A 24,824-nucleotide genomic window follows, 5' to 3' on the forward strand; every position below is an offset into this window, starting at 1 on the left:
CATGACGACTACCGTAACAAGAGCTTTATCCGGAGCAGTATATGTACTGCTGTTGGTTGGCGCCACGCTATATTCACAATACAGTTTTTTGTTGTTGTTTGGCATTTTACTGCTTTTCTCCGTGGTAGAGTTTTGTAAATTAATCTCTTTAAAACCTATCATTCCGCTTGTTATTGCCACTGTAGGTTACATCCTATTCAACTTAAACAATACCATCAAAACCAACGAAATATTACTACTTATTGCGGCTCTGTTGGTTTCAATTCGTTCGCTGTTGTTTCTCTTTGAAAAAAAGGATCGCTTTCTAGACAAGCAAACTAAATATGTTTTTCTCATCGGCTATCTCATCATTCCGATTATTATTTTTACCAAAATCCCTTTTATCAATAACCAATACATACCCGAAATCATCATCAGTATTTTGGTCATTATTTGGTGCAATGATACATTTGCCTACCTGGTTGGTATCACCATGGGGAAAAACAAACTTTTCGAAAGAATCTCTCCTAAGAAAACCATAGAAGGTTTTGTTGGCGGTGTTATTTTTGCGGTCGTAGCCGGAATTTTATTAGCGCAATTTTACTTGCACCAAGACCTTATAAAATGGATTATTATCGCGATGATAGTGAGTGCTTTCGGCACATTGGGTGATTTGATAGAATCTAAATTTAAAAGAATCGCAGGCGTTAAAGACAGTGGCAATATTATGCCCGGTCACGGAGGTTTTCTAGATCGCTTGGATAGTATTATATTTGTAGCACCATTTGTTTATTTGTTTTACCAAATTATCTATTATGTTTCATAAAGAAGGTTATAAAATCATTTTCATTGCCATTTTAAGTTTTGTTGCAGCACTATTATTGACGGATAAATTTGTGCACATTCATTGGCTTAAAATTTCAATTCAGCTTGTTTTTGTCTTTCTTTTTGTAATGATTTTACAATTCTTCAGAAACCCCAATAGAAAAATCGTTCCAAATGAAAATTATTTCTTGGCACCGGTTGACGGTAAAGTGGTTGTGATTGAAGAAGTATTTGAAGAAGAATATTTTAAGGACAAAAGAGTACAGGTTTCGATTTTTATGTCGCCGATTAATGTACATGTAACGCGTTATGGTGCTTCAGGTAAAATCAAATTCAGCAAATACCATCCTGGAAAATACTTGGTCGCTTGGCATCCAAAAGCCAGTACCGAAAATGAAAGAACAACCGTGGTCATCGAAACCAAACCTTTTGGCGAAGTTTTATACCGACAAATTGCCGGAGCCTTAGCCCGAAGAATTGTAAATTACGCAGAGGAAGGCCAACAGGTAGTTCAAGGAGATGATGCCGGTTTTATCAAATTTGGTTCGAGAGTAGATATATATTTCCCTTTAGGAACCAAAATAGAGGTTGCTTTAAACCAAAATGCTGTAGGTAACCAAACGGTTATCGCTTCAAAATAATAGTCTCAAAACATGTCTGAAAAAGAATTAGAAGTTCGATTTCTGGAAGCCGTTGAAATTGCTTCCAAAATGACACAGTCATCGCTCCCGCAAGATGTACAGTTGCGGTTGTATGCCTATTACAAACAAGCCACTTTCGGAACCATTGAATACAATAACTCTTCTACTTTTGATTTAAGAAATGCCTTTAAAACCAATGCCTGGATGCAAATCAGTCACTTGTCGGTAGACGAAGCCAAAGAGTTGTATATTGAAGCCATCAACGCCATTGTAAACGAAAAAAAATAAATTATGAAAAGGATTATTGCTTTTGCATTATGTTTTTCTTTTACGTTCTTATTGCCTTCCTGCAATAAAAAAAAGTTGACCGAAGTAGTCGAAGTACCATTGCCTTCTGCTGAAGAAAAAATAACCATTGGCCAGCCCGATGATGTCGCAGCCGAAGAAGGGCAATTCGCTTTGGCCAAGTTGCCTTATGAATACAATGCCTTGATGCCAAGCATCGATATCTTAACCATGGAAGTGCACTACTCCAAACATTATCTAACGTACACCAATAACCTCAACAAGTTAGTTGCTGCTGATCCATTATTAGTTGATTTGGCCATTGAAGATATCTTGAAAAAACTCGATATGAACAATGCCGACTTGCGAAACAATGCCGGTGGTTATTACAATCACACTTTGTTTTTTGAAGGCATGGCACCCAAAGCAGGCGGACAACCTAAAGATACTTTGGCGACAGTAATTACCCGAGATTTTGGTTCATTTGAAGTCTTAAAAAACCAGTTTGCCGATGCTGCTGAGAAGCAATTTGGCTCCGGATGGGCATGGTTAATTGTAGACAAAGCCGGAAAGTTATCAGTAACAAGTACCCAAAATCAAGACAATCCTTTAATGCCGAACCAAACTGTAAAAGGAAAGCCAATTTTATGTTTGGATGTTTGGGAACACGCTTATTATCTCGATTACCGATACAAACGAAAAAAATATATCGATGCTTTCTTCAAAGTCATCAACTGGAAAAAGGTTTCCGAACGGTATTTGGAAGCAACAGTGACAAAATAAAAAATCCCTAATCGCAAGATTAGGGATTTTATTTTACCAAATAACCACTTTCAAATTATCGGGTCTTCTCATTTTGCTTCCCGGTTGGATGTTGAAAGCTTTGTGAAAATCCGGATTGTTTTGCAATGGTCCGTTGATTCTGTATTTGGCCGGTGCATGAACATCGGTTAGTAATTGCTGGGCTAAAGATTCAGGTTTGATGTTTACCATCCAAGCGTAACCGTATGCTAAAAAGAAACGTTGCTCCGGTGTTAAACCGCTAATCTTTTCTTTGTTTTTGTATTGCGCTGATTTTTTAAAGGCCTCAAATCCCATTACAACACCACCTAAATCCGCTATGTTTTCACCTTGGGTAGCATCGCCGTTTACGAATTTGCCCGGTAAAGCTTCATATTGACTGAACTGTTCTACAATCAATTTGGTTTTGGCTTTGAACTTTTTCAAATCTTCGGCTGTCCACCAATTGTTTAAGTTACCTTTTTCGTCATACTGACTGCCTTGATCGTCAAATCCGTGGGTAATTTCGTGTCCGAAAGTCGAACCGCCAATAATTCCGTATAAAACGGCATCATCCGGCATTCTGCCTTCAAATCCGGGCACTAAAATATTACAGGCCGGAACACAGATTTCGTTGTTACTTGGACTATAATACGCATTATAAGTTTGTGGATACATACCCCATTCGGTTCTGTCTACCGGTTTGCCAAACTTTTTAATCATATCTTGAATCGCCCACTTATTGGTTGCCATGACATTGGCTAAAAATGTTTCTCGGTTGATAGTTACACTGCTCATATCCTTCCATTTATCGGGATAACCAACTTTCATTACAATCTTGCTCAATTTGTAAAGTGCTTTCTTCTTGGTTTCTTCACTCATCCAATCCAGGGTTTTAATGCGTTCAGCATAAACGTCACGGATATTGTTGCCAATTTCCAGAAGCTTTTCTTTGGAACCTTTTGGCAAATAATCTTTCACATAAACTTGTCCGATTAACTCACCTAAAGAACTATCCGTTTGCTCTACGATTCTTTTCCAACGGGGTTTTTGTTCTTTTACACCGCTCATCACTGTGGAATAGAAATAGAAGTTCTGCTTTTCAATGGCATTGTTCAAATAAGAAGCATAAGAATTGACAAAGTCCCATTCTAAATAAGTTTTCCAATCTTCAATAGAATAACTTTTGATCATTTGGTTTAAAGCCTTATAAAACTCCGGTTGACCGACAATTACGGTATCAACATTTTTAATCCCCATGGCTGTGGTCATCATTTCCCAATCAATATTCGGAGTAGCATTGTTGATTTGAGCGATACCCATTTTGTTGTAATTCTTGATTGGGTCACGAAGCGCTTCTAACTTTCTGGAGTTTTTGGCCAATTCCGTTTCCAATTTCATAATAGTATTCGCATTGGCTTTAGCTGCGTCTATATTTTTTCCAATCAACAAACTCATTTTTTCCAAATGTTTTACATATTCGGCACGTATGTTTACCGTTTCCTTATCCATATTGAAATAATAATCACGATTGCCCAAACCTAATCCGCCTTGGCCAAGAAAAACAGCATATTTAGCACTATTTTTATCATCTTGCCCAACATACAAAGAAAAGCCAGGATTAGCACCGATGGTATGCAAATAGGCTATTGTATTCAATAATGACGGAACGTCTTTGATGGCTTTAATTCTATTTAAATCAGCCTTCAAGGGAGACAAGCCCAATTTTTCAATTTGTAAAGTATCCATACCGGAAGCATAGAAATCACCGATTTTTTGTTCGTTACTGCCTTTTGGTGCATCAGTCATCTCGGCAGATTTTTCACAAATTTGTTTGATCTGCGAATTGATGGTATCGCCTATTGTTCGGAAAATCCCGTTGCTTCTTTCGCTATCCGGAATTGGGTTTCGTTTGAACCAACCGCCATTGGCGTACATAAAAAAATCCTCGCCGGGATTAACAGTTGTATCTCTGTTGGTCAATAAAGGATCAATAAAATCGGCTTCTTTTTGGTTACAACTAACGAATAATAGCGTTGAAAAAAAACCAAGAATTAGTTTAGTTATTAATTTCATAAAAGTATGTTTTGATGTGTATTGGACTAATGAACATTGAAAATGTTACCAAATGTAATGCTTTTGTAAAAATAACAACAATAAAAAACCACCCGAAGGTGGCTTTGTCATTAGTCTTTAATACCTAGTTTGTCTAAAATATCTTCCATCAAGCACCATTTGGTTATGGAAGATTGCAGCAAATTGGCTCCGACAAAAGCGGTAAACCAAAGCCAATTCTGATTGACATAAATCGATAACAATAAGCTGATTAGGATAAATGTTCCCGCTACAGCTCTAACTATTCTGTTTTTCATAGTATTAATATTAATTAGATTTTTCAATTTGAAGTACAGCCACATCCACTTGTGCCTTGGTTTCTTGTTTGGCATTAAAATCGGCTATGAGTTGGAAGAACAAATCCACATTTTCTTTTTTCACAAAAGCATAAAAAAGTAAAGATTCGGTTTCGTTCATTTCGGAAGCAAACCAATTGGTTTCAATAAACTCTTGCGAAACATCTTTGTAACCCATTACATTTCGGTAGCTAAACGTTTTGACATTGGCTTTTTTTAAGAGCGTTTTGATGTCTTTTTCAAATTCAGTTATGGCGGTGATGATTAATAATTTCATGACTTTAGGAATTAAGTTATTGATCTTTTGTTACTGATGAATTACTCTCCCATTTTTTTCTTTCGGTGATGTAATAAATCAAAGGCACTACTATCAGCGTGAGTAAGGTTGAAACAATCGCTCCAAATACTAAGGAAATCGCCAATCCTTGAAATATTGGGTCAAATAAAATAATTGACGCTCCGATAACCACAGCACCGGTCGTTAACAAAATTGGCGTAGTTCTCACAGCACCGGCTTCGATAATGGCTTGTTTTAGCGGAATTCCATCATTCAATCGAATCTCAATAAAATCGATGAGCAACACTGAATTTCGCACCATGACACCAGCTAAGGCAATCATACCAATAAAAGAAGTTGCGGTAAAGAAAGCGCCTAACAACCAGTGACCTAATACAATCCCGACTAACGAAAGCGGAATCGCCATCATCATCACCATCGGGGTTTTGAAATTTTGGAACCAACCTACAATCAACATGTAAATAATTACTATCACAATTAAGAACGCTGCTCCTAAATCGCGGAAGACTTCCAAGGTAATTTGCCATTCACCATCCCATTTGACGGTAAAGTCACTTTCATCAGATGGTTGCTCCATGTACAACTCATTGACTTTATAGCCTTTTGGCAATTGCATTTTTTGGAGTTTCTCATTCATCCCCAAAATAGCGTACACCGGACTTTCCAAATCGCCTGCCATATCGGCTGTTACATACACTACACGCTTTTGGTCTTTGCGGTAAATCGTTTTTTGCAAAGTATCTTGTACCACTTTAACCAAATCACTCACCGGAACTACATTCCCACGATTGCCTTTGATTTTCAAACTTTGAATGTCTTGCAAACTCGTTTTATCCTTATCGTCTAAAGACAATACAATCCCAACATTGTCATTTGAATTTTCATCATACAAGTTAGAAACAGGATATTCTTTAAGCAAATAAGTCAAATTGCCTACCACTTGTTGCGGAACGATTCCGTTTAACATCGCTTTTTCTTTATCAACAACCAATTTATATTCGGTTTGATCGTCCTCTGTCATCCAATCTACATCAACTATATCTGTGGTGTTTTCCAGAATACTTTTCACTTGATTAGCGACTTTGATTTGCTCTTTATAATTTGGCCCATAGATTTCCGCTACCAATGTCGATAATACCGGCGGTCCCGGTGGCACTTCTATAATCTTAACATTCGCAGCATATTTCTTGGCTATCTTTTGAATTTCCGGACGAACGATTTTAGCGATGTCGTGACTTTGTAAATCGCGGTCTTCTTTGTGCAATAAATTCACTTGAATATCGGCCATATTGCTGCCACCACGCATATCGTAATGACGCACCAAACCGTTAAAAGTAATCGGAGCCGAAGTACCAATGTAGTTTTGGTAATTCACCACTTCGGGAACCGTGGAAAGGTATTGCGCGATTTCCTGAGTTACCGCCGCAGTTCTTTCTAAAGTCGTTCCTTCGGGCATGTCAATCACGACTTGGAACTCGTTTTTATTATCAAATGGCAACATCTTCACGGCTACCGATTTGGTAAAAAACATCAAAACCGAACCGATTAACAATAAAACGGTAATCCCTAACATCAAACGACGCTTTTTAGAACTTTCTAGAAACGGTCGTTCCATTTTGTTGTAGACTTTGTAAATCCACGATGTTTCCAATCCTTGTTCGGCTTTTTGTTCTTGTTCTTCTTTTTCGTGCAACAAATGATAACCCAAATAAGGTGTCACAGTCAGGGCGACAAACAAAGACAACAACATTGCTATCGAAGCCCCAATCGGCATCGGACTCATATAGGGTCCCATCATTCCTGATACGAAAGCCATTGGCAAAATCGCCGCAATAACCGTGAACGTTGCTAAAATAGTTGGATTCCCAACTTCATTTATCGCATAAATAGCTGCTTGTTTAAATGGTAATCGCTTCATTTTGAAGTGACGGTGCATATTTTCGGCGATGATGATACTGTCGTCTACGACAATTCCCACTACGAAAACTAAGGCGAATAAAGTGATACGATTTAACGTATAACCTAACATATAATAGGCGAATAAAGTCAAGGCAAACGTTAATGGCACTGAAAAGAAAACCACTAAACCACCGCGCCAACCCATGGCTAACATCACCAAAAGAGTAACTGCAATAATCGCAATGCCTAAATGCAGCAACAACTCACCTACTTTATCCGAAGCGGTTTCACCGTAATTACGCGTTACTTCTACGTGAACATCATCGGTGATAATGGTTTGTTTTAAATGCTCGACTTTCTCCAAAATCTTTTCGGAAATTTTCATCGCATCGGCACCTTTTACTTTTCCGATAGAAATCGTTACGGCAGGATATTCCGAATTGTTTTTAGTAAATTTTTCATTGGCTTTGCCATACCCAAAAGACACATAACTTCTCGGCGTTGAAGGTCCGTCCTGAACCGAAGCCACTTGTTTTAAATAAACCGGCAGATTGGCATTGACGCCCACTACCAAGTTTTCGACATCTTCGGCGGTTTGCAAAAACTCACCCGTGGTTACCAAATATTCTTTATCGGCTGAAACAAAACTACCCGATTGCGAGCTGCCGTTATTGGCTTGAATCATTTGCATAATACTTAACGCATCCACACCGTTTTCGGCCATTTTATCTTTGTCTAACACCACTTTAACTTCGCGGTTTCGGCCACCGATTTCTTTGGTGATGGCGACATCTTTTACTTTTTCAATCTCCGAAGTTACTTCTTCTGCGATTTGACGGATTTCGAAATCGTTTAGTTTTTCGCTCCAAAGCGTTAGGCCTAACATCGGAACATCATCGATAGAACGCGTTTTCACCATTGGTTTATAAACGCCTTGCGGAAACATATTTTCATGTTTGGCCAACTCATCGTATAATTTTACATACGAACGTTCTACATCTTGCCCAACATAAAACTGAACAATCAACATCGCCTGACCGTTCATCGCCATACTGTGCACATGTTCTACGCCTTTGATATTGGAAAGAATTTTTTCCAAAGGTTTCACCACGCGGCTTTCGACTTCACTCGGACTCGCTCCGGGATAACCCACCATTACGTCGGCCATTGGAACATTGATTTGTGGTTCTTCTTCTCTTGGAATCAGAAACGAACTGTATATGCCGATGATCATTAATCCGACCATTAACAATATCGTTAACTTCGAATTGATGAAAAAATGGGCGATTTTACCTGATATACCTTCTTGCATGATTTTTTAATTTGAAAATGTGATGATTTGAAAATTTGAAAATGAGTTAATTCAATTTCACTTTTGCGCCATTATACAACTTACCTTCTGCCGAAACGATATATTGCTCGTTAGCCGATAAGCCGGATAAAACTTCTACTTGGTTCCCGAAGTATTTCCCGATGCGCAACCATCTTAAAATGGCTTTGTTACCGTTGCCGACAGTGTAAATTCCGGTGAGTTGACCTTGTTTGACCAAAGCGCTTTCGGGAACCAAAACTTTATCGGTTGTGATAGTCATTTGTGTTTTATTGGCCACAGGAAATTGAACATTGACAAACATGCCGGATAAAATAGCTTTATCGATTTGGTTCAAACCGACTTTAACCAAATACTGTCCGCCGGTATTTTTAGCCGAACTGCTGACTTCAATTACTTTTCCCGTTACTTCTTTGTTGATGGATTTTACTAATACTTTTACGGCCATTCCGTTTTGAATGTTGGCTATATCGCTTTCAGAAACCATCGCGGTAACTTGTAATCTCGAAACACCTTCTATGCTCACTAACGGCATTCCGGGATTCGCCATATCGCCTTCTTTGACAAAAGCATTGGTCACTTCACCCGAAAACGGCGCGGTGATATTGCTGTAATTGAATTGTGCCAACACTTCATTTCGCATTTGTTTGGCCGCGTCCAATCCGGCTTTGGCCATTTCGTAGCGCGAGGTCATGTCGTCTAACTCTTTTTGAGAGGCACTTTGTTGGTTGAACAAAACGGTGAATCTTTCAAAATCTTTTTTCGCATTATTATAAGCAGCAGTCGCTTGTAAAATAGAAGCATCGACTTGGGCTTTTTTGGCTTGTAAATCGGAGTTGTTGATGCTGACCATCAATTGACCGGTGCTAACTTTTTGCCCGACTTTCACATGCACTTTGGTTACGTAGCCCATCATTCGGGTGCTCACATTGGCACTGTTTTCGGCTTCAATTTTGCCACTGGCAGTTACGAAAGAACCATTGTTTTGCACAGTCATTCCGCTAACTTTTACCGGAATAGCCGCTGCATTATCTTTAATTTCTTTTCGGTCTTTTCCACAAGAAAGGAATAAGAATGTCGATAAAAATAGCGTGGTTATTATTTTATTATTCATGTTGTTCTGTTTTTTTATTGTTTTAATACTACTGGGTCAAAAACTGTAAATACTGTTGGGTGAAATTGTACTCAAAAACCGCTTGTAAATGCTCTAATTCCTTTTGAATCATTTGGGTTTCGGCAGTCAATAAATCGGTGGTTTTTTCTAAACCTTGGGTGAAACGATTTTGGCGAATGCGATACGCTTCTTGTGATTGTTCGAAAGCCATTTGCAACAAACCTACTTTGTTTTCGGCATCTTTTAGTTGGCGATTAGTTTTGCTTACTTCGAGTTGGCTTTGCTTTTTATATTGCTCTGTTTCAAACGAAGCTTTTTGAAAATCAGCTTTGGCTTTATCGTATTTTCCGAAGGATTTATAACCGTCGAAAACGTTCCAAGACAATTGTGCTCCAACCAAATAACCTTTGGCAGCCGTCCCTAAAAACTGACTGTCATACAACTCATAACTTCCAAAAGCGTTTAGTCTTGGCAAGAAATTCATTTTGCTCATCACCATCATTTTTTTATAGGCTTCGGATGATTTGTCTAGGGCTTGAATGTCTTTCCTATTCTCTGATAATTGGGTGTTTATCGCTTCAACCTTAATGGTATTTTCCAGTTCTTCTGAAGGTTTAAAGGTTTTTCCTTGTATGTCTTCGTTTAATAGAAAAGCCAAATAATCGGAGGCATTTTGCACATTGCTTTTGGCGTATTGCAATTGATTTGAAATGTCATTCACGCGTACTTGCACATTCAATACATCGGTCTTTTGCAACAAACCTTGTTTGAAATAATTGTCGACCAATTTCAAGTTGGCTTTAGCCGTTGACTCCGCTTTTTCCAAAACACTAACGGCTTTGTACGCTAATTGGAGTTGCATGTACGCCTTAGACACTTCGAGTTCTAAATACTCTTGGGTTCGCTGTGTTTGCAGTTGGAAAGCTTCCATTTTGGCTTTCGCGGCTTGTCTTCCGAAAATACCGTCAACGTTGAGTAGCGGTTGTTGGATTTCGATTTTAGTGGCAAAGTTTTGCGTGGTTTTCGGGTCATTTAACAAAGCCGGATTGAAATCGGATTGGGTTAGAATTTCCTGATTTAATTTGGAACCAAAAGCCATTAACGGATTGGTAGTAACTATTCCGGTATAAGACACATTAATATTGGGCAAAAAGAGTGCATTCGATTGGCGGTAATCCGCTTTAGCCGATTGATAGTTTTTATCTGCGATTTTGATTTGCAGGTTTTTTTCGGATACTTTTTGTTTCAAATCGCTTTTGGAAATGGTCAACGTATCTTGACTGAATCCGAAAATTGATAGGAATAAAAATCCAGTAGTTAATAATTGCTTGTTCATATTCATCATAGTTTATCTGAATTATGAAGCAAAAATAGGGTGGTAAAAAAGCGTGTACAGTTACAATTGTTACAGAGGTAACTGGACACAAAAAAAATGCCTGATTCCTCAGGCACTCAAAAATATATGGTATTGATTTGATTTATTTTACAATCACTTTTTGGGAAACATAAAACTTATTATCGAATATAAAAGTGATGATTACCGTTTGATTCGAAATGCCGTCTAACTCAAAGTTCATACTGTTCTCGCCTTGCGTTGTATCTTCAATTTCACCGTCTAATACGATTTTCCCTTCCATGGTAGAAACAAAATAATCAATGTTCGTTGCATATGCCATTTTGAAATTGATTCTGACGGTACTGCTGTCGGTAGGATTTGGAGAAACGGTCATTGAAAAAGGGTTTTTGCCTTCTATGGGTTGGACTCCTAAAGGCAGATTTTTAATCAGTTTCACTTCATAAACAGTCGCGTTAGCAGAAGTGGTTGACGTATTATTTACCGAAAACGGATTCGCACTTGGACTGGTCAATCCTCCTACTATGTGCCCAATTACAAATTCATCAGCAGTAATCTCGCTGAGTTTTATGACTTCGTTGCTGTAATGTGGCAACGATTTGTTAGGGATAAATTCGGCACTCGCACCTTTTAAAGCCGGCATGGTTTCGGGCAGTTGGTATTCTTGTAAAGAACCATCGGCGAATCTTGTTGTTCGGCTGATGGTATTGACAAAAGGAACATTATTGTCTTGCACCAAAGTAGTTCCGTTATAATAATATTGACTGATTCCGCCAAAAAAGAGATTGTGCATTCGGTTTTCGGTGGCATCGTAAAGACAAGATTTGGCGCTGTGGTAGTTGCTCAAATATTGGTTGAAAGTCGTTTGCGGAAAATAGCCTTCGGGTTTGATGTCTACCGGATATAAAAACGGCAAATCGACATTGATTTGAAAAACGCCGGATGAAATCGTGTAACCTTGTGAACCATCAGGGAAAATTTGTGGTAACAGATTGTAATCTCTTCGGTGTAAATGAACCGCATCAGTAATAGCTTCGTAATTAGAAATACTCAGTTGCGTTCCGGAATTATCGATGGAAAATTTTCGGATTTGGTTGGAATAAGTTTGGGTAAAGGTTGGATTGTTCATCGGATTGTATCTTCCGTCAAAACGGTGTCCGCCTATTAAATAAAACGTGTTGTTTATTTTGCCTAATTGCCCGCCGGTGATGGCAAAATTGGTATCGGTCATTTGCTTGAAATGCTGTAAAACGGATGTACCATTAATTACTGAATTAATCAAACCCGAAACATCAATCGATGTCATCTTATTAAATGTGATATGATCATTGGCTGTAGCCGAAAAAGCATAACCTCCGATGATATAAAGTGTGTCTTCATCTTGGTAAAAATTGAAATTGGTGGCTTGCAATTGTTCTTGTAAGGTCGTTGGTAAGACATTCACAGATACCGACCAAACTTGACTCGCCAAAACATCTACCACATAAATATTGGTATTGTTATTTGAGGACGGAAAAGCATTAAACGGCTGACGCGCATGAATTCCGTCGACTCGCCCGCCAAGGATTAACCATTTCCCTTCGTGTTGTGCAAAGGCATAGGAATGAATTCCGGGGAAATTGGGTATGGATATCGGATTGAGTTGTACTTGGTAATCAAAAGTAGATTGTGAAAAAACAACATTGGTAAACACCAAAAATAACAAAGGGTAAATTAGTCTCATGTTAATAATATTTTATTCAAAGCTATTGATTCCATACCAAGTGTTTTGCCACATTTGTTACACAAAAAAAAGCGCCCCAAACTTGGGACGCTTTCCAACTTATTCAAAAGTTTATAACTAAGCTTTTTTGTCTTCAGCTTTTTTAGAAGCGCAACATCCTGCTTTTTTCTCGGTGCTGCATTCTTTTTTCTCTTCCGTTGAGCAAGACTTTTCAGTTTTTGCTTTTTTCTTTTTTTGCTTTGGATCTGTACTGTTAGCGTTTGCATTAAGGGCAAATAACAAAGCTACTGCTGCGAAAGTTGAAACTAATTTTCTCATGTTTTTATATTTTTTTAAATTATTTATCTTTAAGGTTTTAGAGCTACTATGCTCCGAGGTGCTTAGGTTTTGCCTTCGCTCCTTTTCTTGGTTGATGATTTTAGGCAACGCTTAAAGTTTCCGGTGGTTGCCAAATGGTAACGCTAAAATGAGACGTTAAATTCTTGTGATATTGTATTTTTTCTTTAGTAACTAAACTGATATACTGTTTGGTCAATTGGTAATCTGTGGTAAAAACTAAAAAAGTAGCATTGTTGAAATTAAAATTGAGGACACATTTTTCTTTTCCGCAACCGTTGGGTAAATCGCTTTCGGAGTCATTATCGGTACAAGACATTTGGCAAGTTTCAAAATAAGTCATTTTAATTGCTTTGGCCGAAGGTAAAGCGGTCAAAACAGTTAAATAAAGACATAATGTAAATGCAAAAACCTTCATGGCGACAAAATATAGCAAGAATAAATCCTTTTATGCAAATCAAATGTAGCATTAAAACAGATTGACAGACAAAAAATTAACTTAAAACTAACTTAAGAATCATTCCGTAAAAACCTTCTTCAGTGGTCTTGCTTAGTTTTAGAAACAAAGATATTAAACAACAATCCGCCCATCAAACCACCGTATAAAGTGGAATTTAAGGGTTGGGATGTTATGGCACAAGTTCCGTTGGCACAACCAACATAATGATAGTAAGCGTAACCCAATAATCCGCCAACTAAAATCCCTAAAACTGTAATTAAAATTGCTTTTTGGGACATCAGTTTGATTTTTCGATTACCGTTTTCACAATTTCTTCTTTGGATAAAACACCGGATTGTCGCCACAACTGTTTCCCGTTTTGAAAAAGCATCATAGTGGGAACGCCGCGCACCTGATATTGTGCTGCCAATTCTTGATTTTTATCGACATCAATTTTGATGATGGAAACCCGTTCTCCCAGACTGTCTTTAACTTCCTTTAAAATCGGAGCCAACATTTGACATGGTCCGCACCAAGTAGCAAAGAAATCGATTAAAACGGGTTTTTCGGAATGGATGATTTGATCAAAAGTACTATTCATTTTTTTGATTTTTATAATTTACAGTACAACTATTCGGTCCGCAACCCATATTAAAAACCGCTTGAAACAAAAAGAAAACACCAAAAGCCACAAAAAACCAATGACGGGTTGCATACGCCTGATAAAACAGAAACAAGGCAAAAGCCATTCTGAAAATGCGCATGAGGTGCCAATTGGAAAACAGTATTCTTTTCATCGCAAAAAATTATAATAAAGTCGTTGGGCAAACATAATTGGTAATCGGTAAACTCGTCAATTTTATTTCGTTGAAACCGCCAATCACATCGACAAAATTCTCAAAACCTCTTTGCTTTAAAATCGAAGCGGCAATCATGCTGCGATAGCCACCTAAACAATGTAATACAAAGTGTTTATCTTTGGGAAAGTCTGACAAATGCTGATTAATCTCATTTAATGGAACATTAATAGCACCTACTAAGTGTTCAGAGTCGTATTCACTTTTCTTTCTGACATCAAAAATTGGGATTTCGTGTATTTCTTCCAAATCTTGTAACTCTTCGGCTGAGATTCTATTAACAGTGTCAACCTCTTTTCCTGCTTTTGCCCATGCTTCAAATCCGCCTTCTAAATAACCAATGGTATGGTCATAACCCACTCTCGATAATCTGATAATGGCTTCTTCCACTTTTTCATGGTTCTCGGCAACCAGTAGAATTTCTTGTTGTAAATCGGGAATCAATTCGCCAACCCACATCGCAAAATTACTGTCCAATCCGATGTTGATGCTATTCGGAATGAATCCTTGGGCAAATTCAGAAGCTTTTCGCGTATCTAAAATCAAGGCTTGCGTTTCATTGGCTACCATTTCAAAAGTCTTGGCATCATAAGGTTTTTGACCGCGGTGCATTACTTTATCCAAACTTTCATAGCCTTGAATGTTCATCAAAACGTTCTTAGGAAAATAAGCCGGTGGCGTGGTCAATCCGGTTAAAAGTGAGATCACAAATTCGTCCTCAGTCAACTTTGGATTTAAGGCGTAATTGGTTCTTTTTTGGTTGCCCAAAGTGTCTGTCGTTTCTTTACTCATCATTTTACCACAGGCACTTCCGGCACCGTGATTTGGGTATACGATTAAATCATCCGACAGCGGCATAATTTTTTCGCGAAGCGAATGGTAAAGCAATCGTGCCAATTTGTCTTGGGTTAAATCGGCTATGACGTGTTGGGCCAAATCCGGTCGGCCAACATCGCCAATAAATAAAGTATCTCCGGTAATGATGCCATGTTCCTTTCCGTTTTCATCAATCACCAAATAAGTGGTGCTTTCCATGGTATGTCCGGGTGTATGAATGGCTTTGACCTTGCAATTGCCCACTTCAAAAATCTGATTGTCATTGGCCACCAAAGCATCAAAACCCGGTTTGGCCGTTGGACCATAAACAATAATCGCATTTTCTTTTTGGGCCAAATCCAAATGTCCCGATACAAAATCGGCATGGAAATGGGTTTCAAAAACGTATTTGATTTTGGCGTTGTCTTTTCGAGCGCGGTCAATATAAGGTTGTACTTCTCGCAAAGGATCAAAAATAGCTGCTTCGCCATTGGACTCCAAATAATAAGCAGCGTGTGCTAAACATCCGGTATAAATTTGTTCTAATTTCATATTTTTTGTTTTTTCCCAAAAGTATCGCTCCCATTCTTAATTCGGAATGATAATTATCAGTTGCATCGAATACAAAAATAGTCACACCGATTGAGGCAATCAGTATCAAAAGTTACACAAGAATTGAGAAGTTTAAGATCGAACTAATTCAATCGACGCGCGGTGCAATTTGATTTTACCTTCATTTTCCAAAGCTTTTAATAGTCGGGAAATCACTACGCGAGAGGTATGCAAATCGTAGGCTATTTCCTGATGGGTATTTTGAATAGAATTGGTTTTGTTGATTTGGGCTTTATCCAAAAGGTAATTGTAAAGTCTTTCATCCATATTCATGAAAGCGAGATTATCGATGGCCATCAGCATTTCCTTCAAACGGTTGTTGTAGCTGTTGAAAACGTAATTTCTCCAGCTTTTGTATTTGCCGAGCCATTCTTCCATTTTAGCTACCGGAATCATGACTACTTTGCCTTTGGTTTCGGCCACGGCACGTATTTCGCTTTTGGTTTCTCCCAAACAGCAAGCCATGGTCATCGCACAAGTATCGCCTTTTTCTAAGAAGTACAGCAATAATTCGCCTTCATCAAAATCTTCGCGAAGAATTTTAATCGCGCCCGAAAGTAGTAAAGGCATATTTTTGATGTAATCACCAAAATCAATTAGAATTTCGCCTTCCTCAAATGTTCTGAGCTGTGACACTTGAGCAATTTCCTCCAATAGTTTTTCTTCAAAAACAAAACCGTAACTTTCTTTGAGCAATTCTAACATCATGATTGAATTTTGGTCTTGTAAATTTCGACTAAAAAAAGGACATGATAAAAATCATTTCTTTAAAAAATGAAATGAGTAACTTTACTTACTATAAACCAATAAATTACAATTGATTATGAAAAAAAATATGGGAACTTTAGACAAGGGTATCCGAGTGATTTTGGCTGCTGTATTTGCCTATTTATATTTTAGCGGAACCGTTACCGGTACTTTAGGCTACGCTTTGTTGGCGTTTGGCGTCATCTTTTTGCTAACCAGTTTGGTAAGTTTTTGTCCACTGTATACTTTACTGGGAATCAATACCTGCAAGACTAAGTAATCCGCTTATTTGTGCCTTTTGGAAAGTGTTGCTTTTGCAGCACTTTTTTTGTTGACATTATTTCAAAAAAGATTTCCGATTTTTTATAATAATTTTAATACTACTGCGTTTTATAAGTAGTAATTTGCAACAAATTAAAATGTACTTATGGACAAAATCAAAATACTTTGGGTTGATGACGAGATTGATTTGCTCAAGCCACACATCTTATTTTTAGAAAACAAAAACTACAAGGTAACGACTTACAACAATGGTCGTGATGCCATTGACGCTTATGAAGACGGTAATTTTGACATCGTTTTCTTAGATGAAAATATGCCCGGTATGAGTGGTTTGGAAACCTTATCGGAAATGAAAGAGAAAAAATCTTCTACACCGGTGATTATGATTACCAAAAGCGAGGAAGAATACATCATGGAAGAAGCCATTGGTTCTAAGATTGCCGATTACCTAATCAAGCCGGTGAACCCCAATCAGATTTTATTGAGTTTGAAGAAAAACTTAGACCATTCCAGACTGATTTCGGAGAAAACTACTTTGGATTATCAGAAAGAATTCCGCAAAATTGCCATGGAAATGGCCATGGTCAACAGCTATGAGGATTGGGTAGAATTGTATAAAAAACTATTGTTTTGGGAATTGGAGTTGGAAAACATCAACGACCAAAGCATGTTTGAAATATTAGAGAGCCAAAAAGTCGAAGCCAACATGCAGTTCGGAAAATTCATAGAACGCAATTATGAAAGTTGGTTCGAACCCAAAGCAGACAAACCCATACAATCCCACACGCTTTTCAGAGAATTAGTTGTTCCCGAATTGGTCAAAAAAGACAAGCCCGTTTTATTTGTAGTCATCGATAACCTCCGCTATGACCAATGGAAAGCGATGGAAAATGTGGTGGCGAATCATTACAAATTGGAAAAAGAGATTCCGTATTACGCTAGTTTACCAACAGCTACTCAATACGCCCGAAATTCTATTTTCTCTGGTTTGACCCCTTCGGAAATGGAAAAACAGTTCCCGCAATATTGGAAAAACGACGTGGAAGAAGGTGGGAAAAATTTATATGAAGCCGAATTTTTAACCGCGCATTTGAAACGTTTAGGATTGAATATCAAACAAGATTATTTCAAAATCACCAATTTAGCCGGTGGCAGAAAGTTGGCCGACAATTTTAAAGCACTTAAAGACAACCAATTGGTTACTGTGGTTTACAACTTCGTAGACATGCTTTCACATGCCAAAACAGAAATGGATGTGGTAAAAGAATTGGCTTCGGATGACAAGGCTTATCGCTCATTAACCTTGAGTTGGTTTAAAAATTCTCCTTTGCTGGAAATCATTCAACAGGCCCAAAAATTAGGGTTCAAATTGATTATTACTACTGACCACGGAACGATTAACGTAAAAAATCCGTCGAAAGTGATTGGCGATAAAAACACCAGTTTGAACTTGCGATACAAAACCGGCAGAAGTTTGACTTATGAAGACAAAGATGTATACGCTGTCAGAGACCCGAAAAAGATTGGATTACCAACAATCAATATGAGTAGCTCTTACATATTTGCCAAGAATGACTTATTTTTGGCCTATGTAAACAACTACAATCATTATGTGAGTTACTATAGAAATACCTACCAACATGGCGGAATTTCACTCGAAGAAATGATTGTGCCGTTTTTAGTATTTAATCCGAAATAAAAAAAAGTAAACAGTGTTCAGCATTTAGTAATCCATTGAAAGCTAATTACTGAACACTAAATACTGAATGACCACTTACTTAACATGGAAATCATATTTTCACTTGACGAAATACAAGAAGTCGCTCAAAAAATCATAGCCGAAAAACCCCATAAAGTGATTTTGTTTCACGGTCAAATGGGCGTAGGCAAAACCACCTTGATTAAAGCTTTGGCCAAAGAACTTGGAGTGAAAGACGCTACGAGTAGTCCGACCTTTTCTTTGGTGAATGAATACCAAACTGACAATAACCAATCCGTGTATCACTTTGATGTGTACCGATTAAAATCGGAAGCGGAAGCTTTAGACATGGGAATCGATGAATATTTGTATTCAGGACATTGGTGTTTTATTGAATGGGCCGAAAAGATTCCGAATTTGCTTCCGGAACATTATTCTACCATTGATCTATCCATTACTGTAGAAGGCAAAAGAGATTTAAGATTGACATAATTCGATAAATTTTTGTAATTTGGTTGCAAATTCAACTGAGCCTTATGTCCTTAACCCCATTCACTAAGCAACAACTTTTACCTCAAGAGGAAAAATTAGAAGTCTATCGTCATAAAAGTGAACTGTTTATTGGCATTCCCAAAGAGACATCCTATCAGGAAAGACGCATTTGCTTAACGCCTGATGCGGTAAATTCATTGACTTCACACGGACACAAAGTGATGATTGAAGCCGGTGCCGGTTTGAGTTCGAGCTATACGGACAAAGAGTTTAGTGATGCCGGAGCCACAATTACTAAAGACACTAAGAAAGTTTTTAGTTGTCCGATGATTTTAAAGGTTGAACCCTTAACCATGGAAGAAATTGCCTTAGTAAATACCAATGCCATAGTCATTTCGGCCATCCAATTGAAAACCCGAAAAAAAGAATACTTCGAAGCCTTGAGCAAAAAAAAGATAACCGCTTTGGCTTTTGAATATATCAAAGACGAAGACGGTTCTTATCCGGCGGTCAAATCCTTGAGCGAAATAGCCGGAACCGCATCAGTACTTATCGCAGCCGAATTAATGATTAACAACCAATTTGGGAAAGGATTACTTTTAGGCAATATCACCGGAGTTCCTCCCACTGATGTGGTAATTCTCGGTGCCGGAACGGTAGGAGAATTTGCGGCCAAAACGGCTTTAGGCTTAGGCGCACATGTAAAAGTTTTTGACAACTCCATTACCAAATTACGCCGATTACAGAACAATTTAAACCAAAGAATATTCACCTCTACCATACAACCTAAATCCTTATTAAAAGCACTCAGAAGATGCGACGTAGCTATTGGTGCCATGCGTGGTAAAGAACGTTGTCCGGTTGTAGTGACCGAAACCATGGTAGAGCATATGAAAAAAGGCGCAGTGATTGTCGATGTGAGTATTGATACCGGCGGTTGTTTTGAAACTTCAGAAGTGACGACTCACGAATCACCTACTTTTATCAAGAATAATATCATTCATTATTGCGTTCCTAATATTCCTTCGCGCTATTCAAAAACCGCTTCGCTTTCTATTAGTAACATCATCACACCTTATCTCTTACAAATAGCGGAAGATGGTGGTATTGAAAGCGCCATTCGCTGCAACAAAGGATTGAAAAACGGAGTTTATCTCTATCATGGGATTTTGACTAACAAAGCCATTGGTGATTGGTTCAATTTACCCGACAATGATATCAATCTGATTGTATTCTAAAATAAAACCGTATTTCATTTACTGAATATCGAACATTGATTACTTTTGCCAAAAAAATAATCAATTATGAAATTTTACCAACGATTGGCCTACTACTTAGTGGGTTTTGTCATCGGATCGTTTTTTGTGGTTTTAGTACTTAGCGGAAAAGACACCAGATGCAATTATTTCCCTAACGCCAGAGTTTTGAATGACCTTAGAAACAAACCTTTTCATTATGATTCAATTGCCACTAAGCAAATGAGTGAAGGTTTAGCCGATAAAGCTGATATAAAGAACATACTGACTCACGGTGATGTAGATTTTGACAAAAGTAACATACCGGCAGAAGGAGGAAAAAAATATGTTATCTATGGTCAGAACAAGAAAGCAAAAGAAATCACATTAGAAGTTATTAATTATTCGAATAAAGCAGTTTTAAAAAACATTTCAGAAACAAAAGAATAATTAAAAGATACAAACAAAAAAAGGGTTGTCAAATTGACAACCCTTTTTTGTTTGTATATAGCTAAAACTATGCTTGATTTCCGGTGTGACGGCTTTCAATTTCTTCAACTTCTTTCTTGCTCATCGTATCATATACAACCGGAGTTGCAATGAATAGAGAAGAGTAAGTCCCGACAAAGATTCCCACCAACATAGCAAAGATAAATCCTCTGATAGATTCTCCACCAAAAATGAACATGATTAACAATACTAAAATCATCGTTAATGATGTATTGATGGTTCTTGATAACGTAGTATTAATTGAAGCGTTTACAACATCTTTGAATGTTCCTTTAACATTTCCGGCTAAGAACTCTCTTACCCTGTCAAATACAATTACAGTATCATTCATAGAGTAACCGATAACGGTTAAAATCGCTGCAATAAAGTGCTGGTCCATTTCCATGTGGAAAGGCATGTATTTGTATAATAAAGAATACAATCCCAATACAAAGATAACGTCGTGGAATACTGCCGCAATAGCACCCAATGAATATTGCCATTTACGGAATGAAATTACTAAGTACAATCCAACCACCAACATGGCTCCGATAACGGCCCAGAAAGAGTTGGTTTTAATATCGGCAGAAATCGCTGCTCCTACTTTTGAAGCTTGTAACACTCCAACCTGCTTTCCATCATAAGTATTGATGAAATTCTCATAAGTAAATCCGTCTTTGTAGTATTTCTTTAAGGTGTTGTATAATTTTTCGTTTACCTCTTTGTCAACTTCTACACCGTCTTCTTTGATTTTGTATTTAGTTGTCACTTTTAATTGGTCTTCATCACCAAAAACTTTAGCTTCCACAGCTACACCAAAAGCACTTGATAATTCTTCTGAAACTTGGGTAGGCTCTACCGGTTTTTCAAACTTCACTTGGAATGTTCTTCCTCCGACAAAATCAACACCTTCGTCAAGACCGTTAAAGTAGAAAGACACACAGCTTACTACTACTACTAAAGAAGAGAAGATATAAGATATCTTTCTAATACCGATAAAGTCAAAATGGAATCCGGTGAACCAGTTTTTGGTTAATGGCGTAGTAAAGGTTAAGCTTCTGTTTTTAGCAATATCTCTATCGATAAAGATTCTGGCAATAAAAATTGAAGTAAATAATGAAGTGAAAATACCGATTAACAAAGTAGTAGCAAAACCTTGAATTGGTCCTGTACCAAAGATGAACAAAATAGCTCCGGTTAATACGTGAGTAACGTTGGCATCAATAATCGAACGCATAGCTCCTTTCCACCCGTAAGATGATTTTACCGCATCTCCAAGGGTTTTACCTTCTCGCAATTCTTCTTTAGCTCTTTCATAGATAATGATGTTCGCATCTACCGCCGTTCCTAAAGTTAACACGATACCGGCAATACCAGGTAAGGTTAATACCGCTCCTAAACTGGCTAAGATTCCGAATAAGAATAATAAGTTGACTAACAAAGCTACGTTGGCATACCAACCGGCTCTTCCGTAGTAGAATACCATCCATAAACACACCAATAAGAAACCTACAATAGAAGAAGTAGTACCGGCATCAATCGCTTTTTGTCCTAATGATGGACCAACGATTTCTGATTGGATGATTTCTGCTGTAGCCGGTAATTTACCTGCTCTTAATACGTTGGCTAAATCTTTGGTTTCCGCTACGTCAAAACTTCCTGTGATTTCAGATCTTCCACCGGCAATTGGTCCAGAAGTAACTCCCGGCGCAGAATAAACTACATTATCTAAAGCGATAGCGATATAACTTTTTTGTGTGTAAGCATTGTTGGTCAATTTTTCCCAAACATTCGCTCCTGCACCATTCATTTGCATTGAAACAGCAGGTTTCCCCATTTGGTCAAAAGTATCTCTTGCATCTACAATTACACCACCTCCAAGAGGAGCAATATCATCTTTATTTCCTTTTAAGGCATACAATTCAACCGTAGTTGATTCTTTTTTGGTTTTTTCATCAACACTTACAACCGGTTTACCCCAAACGAATTTGGCGAAACGCTTGTCACCCGGCAACAAAGCACGGATTTCTTGTTTTTTCAAATAGCCGCTAACTGCAGCAGTATCTTTAGTAGAAACTATCGCTAAGATTGGACCACCGCCCAATGAAACAAACTTGTCTACTAAAGGATTGTTTCCTTTTTTAGTCGCAGTAGAATCTTTGTCTTTATCTGTCAACAACTTGCTTAATGAATCTGCAGGTTTAGCTGCTTCAACTTTCTCGTCAACTTTAACTGTTGCTTTTAAAGCTTCGTTGGCTTGTTGTAAAAATCCGCCTAATTCTTCCGCCTTGTAAGTTTCCCAGAACTCTAATTCTGCTTTGCTTGATACTAATTTTTTGATACGGTCAACGTCTTTCGCTCCAGGTAATTCGATTAAGATTCTACCGGTTTGACCTAACTTAGCAATGTTAGGTTGGGTTACCCCGAATTTGTCGATACGGCTTCTTAATACCCCAAATGCTGATTCTACAGACTCGTCTACTTTTCTTCTCAATACTTTTTGCACTTCAGCATCAGTAGAATTAAAGTTCAACTCACTGTCGTCAAAATTTCTATTGGCAAAAATATCCGGAGAGGCTAGTTTTGTTGTTCCTTTATTAGCATCAAATGCTTCAAAGAAAGCATCCAAGTAAGATTGGTTTCCTCTTTGATTTCTCTTTGCTTCTTCCAACGCTTTGTTGAAAGCAGGATTTTTTGAATTGTTTGATAATTGAACCAAAACATCCTTAACCGAAATTTGAAGAATTACGTTAATTCCTCCTTCAAGGTCAAGACCTTTGTTAATCTGTTTGTCTTTCACATCATTGTATGTGAAAAAATCAAGAAAAACTTTTTCCTTTCCTATTGAGTCAAGATATTTGATTTCTTTCTCAGGATTTCCTCCTGCAAAAGTTTTGGCATCGCTTTTTACTTTATTGGCCACAAAAGTGAACGAAAGTTGGTAGATACTTACCAATGCAAATAGAATTGCGAAAAATTTAACTAGTCCTTTATTCTGCATTATTACTAAAAATTAATTAATTCTGTGTTAATAGTTACTTCATTTAAAGCAAAAACTATTGAAATTCAAAACATTATACGTTAAAGTATTGAATTTCCAATATTTCCCTTTTTTATGAAACGTGCAAATATATAATTATAGATAAGATTAACCAATATTTTCATGATTAATATCAAAAAAAAGACTGCAAAGTTTGCAGCCTCTTTTTTAAGTTACCTTAATATATTATGCTAAATGAGATTTTAAGTCATTATTCATGTTGCGAACCGCATCGGCACTCTTAGCAAATAAAGCTTTTTCAGCGTCGTTTAAGTTGATGTCAACGATTTTTTCAACTCCGTTTTTACCAATGATACAAGGCACACCGATACAAATATCGCTTTGCCCGTATTCACCTTCCAAATAAACCGAACACGGAATCATTTTGTGTTGGTCATTCAAAATGGCATCCACCAAATAAGCTACTGAAGCTCCCGGAGCATACCAAGCCGAAGTTCCCAATAAAGCGGTTAAAGTAGCGCCACCAACCATAGTATCTGCCGACACTTTTGCTAAAGCTTCTTCAGATAAAAACTGAGAAACCGGCACACCGTTATAAGAAGCCAATCTGGTCAACGGAATCATAGTGGTATCACCATGACCACCGATTACCATTCCTTGAATATCATTCGCCGGTTTGTCAAGCGCCAAAGACAAATACGTTTTGAAACGCGAGCTGTCTAGAGTTCCGCCCATACCGATGATTCTGTTTTTGGGCAAACCTAAAGATTTATAAGTCAAGTAAGTCATGGTATCCATCGGATTTGACACTATCACAAAAATCGCATTGGGTGAATTTTGCAATAAATTCTCCGCCACAGATTTCACAATCCCCGCATTAATTCCGATTAACTCTTCACGAGTCATACCCGGTTTTCTCGGAATTCCTGAGGTAATTACTACCACATCACTTCCGGCCGTTTTAGCATAATCATTGGTACTTCCAACCACTTTGGTATTGAACCCTAAAGTGGTTTGGGTTTGCATAATGTCTAATGCTTTTCCTTCTGCAAATCCTTCTCTAATATCCACCAACACAATTTCGCTGGCAATTCTTCTGTAAGCAATAGCATCGGCACATGTTGCCCCAACGTTTCCTGCTCCTACAATCGTAACTTTCATTTGTATATTAATTTAATTT

Annotated in this window: 25 protein-coding genes; 9 read left to right on the forward strand and 16 right to left on the reverse strand. The window is 37.8% G+C overall.

All coding sequences use genetic code 11. The annotated features are described in order from the left end of the window. The first annotated feature begins 1 nt into the window (after position 1). From HA632_RS01100 to HA632_RS01115, 4 genes are read left to right on the forward strand one after another with little or no spacing between them, the layout of a single operon-like run. Positions 2-805: a phosphatidate cytidylyltransferase gene (locus HA632_RS01100; protein ID WP_176305401.1), complete on the forward strand. Its 804-nt coding sequence runs from the start codon at positions 2-4 to the stop codon at positions 803-805. After that, the gene (locus HA632_RS01105; protein WP_176305402.1) at positions 795-1,445 is read left to right on the forward strand and encodes a phosphatidylserine decarboxylase family protein; all 651 of its coding nucleotides are present in this window, start codon (positions 795-797) and stop codon (positions 1,443-1,445) included. Before HA632_RS01100 ends, HA632_RS01105 begins: the two co-directional genes overlap by 11 nt. Before the next feature lie 12 nt (positions 1,446-1,457). Then, complete coding sequence (locus HA632_RS01110; protein ID WP_176305403.1) at positions 1,458-1,733, forward strand: acyl-CoA-binding protein; 276 nt, start codon at positions 1,458-1,460, stop codon at positions 1,731-1,733. A 3-nt stretch (positions 1,734-1,736) separates the two neighbouring features. Next, positions 1,737-2,513: a superoxide dismutase gene (locus HA632_RS01115; protein ID WP_176305404.1), complete on the forward strand. Its 777-nt coding sequence runs from the start codon at positions 1,737-1,739 to the stop codon at positions 2,511-2,513. Positions 2,514-2,546: 33 nt separating this feature from the next. On the opposite strand, the gene HA632_RS01120 is transcribed toward HA632_RS01115, so the two are convergent. The 14 genes from HA632_RS01120 to HA632_RS01185 all read right to left on the reverse strand — a co-directional run bounded on the left by HA632_RS01120 (position 2,547) and on the right by HA632_RS01185 (position 16,404). Then, complete coding sequence (locus HA632_RS01120; protein WP_176305405.1) at positions 2,547-4,586, reverse strand: M13 family metallopeptidase; 2,040 nt, start codon at positions 4,584-4,586, stop codon at positions 2,547-2,549. A 110-nt stretch (positions 4,587-4,696) separates the two neighbouring features. Then, entirely contained in the window at positions 4,697-4,882 is a 186-nt protein-coding gene (locus tag HA632_RS01125) for a DUF2892 domain-containing protein (RefSeq protein ID WP_176305406.1), read from the reverse strand. A gap of 10 nt (positions 4,883-4,892) precedes the next feature. Next, positions 4,893-5,198 (reverse strand): hypothetical protein, encoded by a 306-nt coding sequence (locus tag HA632_RS01130; protein WP_176305407.1) that lies wholly within the window; start codon positions 5,196-5,198, stop codon positions 4,893-4,895. A gap of 16 nt (positions 5,199-5,214) precedes the next feature. After that, positions 5,215-8,430 carry an efflux RND transporter permease subunit gene (locus tag HA632_RS01135; RefSeq protein ID WP_176305408.1) on the reverse strand — a complete coding sequence of 1,072 codons (3,216 nt, stop codon included), beginning with the start codon at positions 8,428-8,430 and terminating at the stop codon, positions 5,215-5,217. 46 nt (positions 8,431-8,476) lie between these two features. Continuing rightward, complete coding sequence (locus HA632_RS01140; protein ID WP_176305409.1) at positions 8,477-9,562, reverse strand: efflux RND transporter periplasmic adaptor subunit; 1,086 nt, start codon at positions 9,560-9,562, stop codon at positions 8,477-8,479. Positions 9,563-9,590: 28 nt separating this feature from the next. Further along, entirely contained in the window at positions 9,591-10,898 is a 1,308-nt protein-coding gene (locus HA632_RS01145; RefSeq protein ID WP_176305410.1) for a TolC family protein, read from the reverse strand. A gap of 142 nt (positions 10,899-11,040) precedes the next feature. Then, complete coding sequence (locus HA632_RS01150) at positions 11,041-12,639, reverse strand: hypothetical protein (protein ID WP_176305411.1); 1,599 nt, start codon at positions 12,637-12,639, stop codon at positions 11,041-11,043. A gap of 117 nt (positions 12,640-12,756) precedes the next feature. Continuing rightward, the gene (locus HA632_RS01155) at positions 12,757-13,065 is read right to left on the reverse strand and encodes a hypothetical protein (protein ID WP_228778733.1); all 309 of its coding nucleotides are present in this window, start codon (positions 13,063-13,065) and stop codon (positions 12,757-12,759) included. Further along, positions 13,058-13,393: a hypothetical protein gene (locus HA632_RS01160; protein ID WP_176305412.1), complete on the reverse strand. Its 336-nt coding sequence runs from the start codon at positions 13,391-13,393 to the stop codon at positions 13,058-13,060. The genes HA632_RS01155 and HA632_RS01160 overlap by 8 nt, the downstream gene beginning before the upstream one ends. Before the next feature lie 119 nt (positions 13,394-13,512). Next, positions 13,513-13,713 carry a DUF6132 family protein gene (locus HA632_RS01165; RefSeq protein WP_176305413.1) on the reverse strand — a complete coding sequence of 67 codons (201 nt, stop codon included), beginning with the start codon at positions 13,711-13,713 and terminating at the stop codon, positions 13,513-13,515. Next, positions 13,713-14,015 carry a thioredoxin gene (trxA, locus tag HA632_RS01170; protein WP_176305414.1) on the reverse strand — a complete coding sequence of 101 codons (303 nt, stop codon included), beginning with the start codon at positions 14,013-14,015 and terminating at the stop codon, positions 13,713-13,715. The genes HA632_RS01165 and trxA overlap by 1 nt, the downstream gene beginning before the upstream one ends. Further along, a complete protein-coding gene (locus HA632_RS01175; protein WP_176305415.1) occupies positions 14,008-14,211 on the reverse strand; it encodes a hypothetical protein in 204 nt (67 codons plus the stop codon). The genes trxA and HA632_RS01175 overlap by 8 nt, the downstream gene beginning before the upstream one ends. Before the next feature lie 9 nt (positions 14,212-14,220). Continuing rightward, positions 14,221-15,639 carry a rhodanese-like domain-containing protein gene (locus tag HA632_RS01180; RefSeq protein ID WP_176305416.1) on the reverse strand — a complete coding sequence of 473 codons (1,419 nt, stop codon included), beginning with the start codon at positions 15,637-15,639 and terminating at the stop codon, positions 14,221-14,223. Positions 15,640-15,771: 132 nt separating this feature from the next. Then, positions 15,772-16,404, reverse strand: a complete 633-nt coding sequence (locus tag HA632_RS01185) for a Crp/Fnr family transcriptional regulator (protein WP_176305476.1) — start codon at positions 16,402-16,404, stop codon at positions 15,772-15,774. 118 nt (positions 16,405-16,522) lie between these two features. On the opposite strand from HA632_RS01185, the gene HA632_RS01190 reads away from it, so the two are divergent. From HA632_RS01190 to HA632_RS01210, 5 genes are all read left to right on the forward strand, one after another. Continuing rightward, on the forward strand, positions 16,523-16,726 hold the full coding sequence (locus tag HA632_RS01190) for a DUF2892 domain-containing protein (protein WP_176305417.1): 204 nt from the start codon (positions 16,523-16,525) through the stop codon (positions 16,724-16,726). Between the two features lie 147 nt (positions 16,727-16,873). Then, entirely contained in the window at positions 16,874-18,427 is a 1,554-nt protein-coding gene (locus HA632_RS01195) for a bifunctional response regulator/alkaline phosphatase family protein (RefSeq protein WP_176305418.1), read from the forward strand. A gap of 84 nt (positions 18,428-18,511) precedes the next feature. Next, positions 18,512-18,919, forward strand: a complete 408-nt coding sequence (tsaE, locus tag HA632_RS01200; RefSeq protein ID WP_176305419.1) for a tRNA (adenosine(37)-N6)-threonylcarbamoyltransferase complex ATPase subunit type 1 TsaE — start codon at positions 18,512-18,514, stop codon at positions 18,917-18,919. 44 nt (positions 18,920-18,963) lie between these two features. Further along, positions 18,964-20,157, forward strand: coding sequence for an alanine dehydrogenase (locus HA632_RS01205; protein WP_176305420.1), 1,194 nt, complete (start codon positions 18,964-18,966; stop codon positions 20,155-20,157). 66 nt (positions 20,158-20,223) lie between these two features. After that, positions 20,224-20,604: a DUF4258 domain-containing protein gene (locus tag HA632_RS01210; RefSeq protein WP_176305421.1), complete on the forward strand. Its 381-nt coding sequence runs from the start codon at positions 20,224-20,226 to the stop codon at positions 20,602-20,604. Positions 20,605-20,671: 67 nt separating this feature from the next. Here HA632_RS01210 and secDF read toward each other — a convergent pair whose 3' ends face one another. Further along, positions 20,672-23,644 carry a protein translocase subunit SecDF gene (secDF, locus tag HA632_RS01215; RefSeq protein WP_176305422.1) on the reverse strand — a complete coding sequence of 991 codons (2,973 nt, stop codon included), beginning with the start codon at positions 23,642-23,644 and terminating at the stop codon, positions 20,672-20,674. Between the two features lie 225 nt (positions 23,645-23,869). Next, the gene (mdh, locus tag HA632_RS01220) at positions 23,870-24,805 is read right to left on the reverse strand and encodes a malate dehydrogenase (protein WP_176305423.1); all 936 of its coding nucleotides are present in this window, start codon (positions 24,803-24,805) and stop codon (positions 23,870-23,872) included. Positions 24,806-24,824 lie beyond the last annotated feature (19 nt).

The sequence above is a fragment of the Flavobacterium sp. J49 genome (genome assembly GCF_011742145.1).
GTDB lineage: Bacteria > Bacteroidota > Bacteroidia > Flavobacteriales > Flavobacteriaceae > Flavobacterium.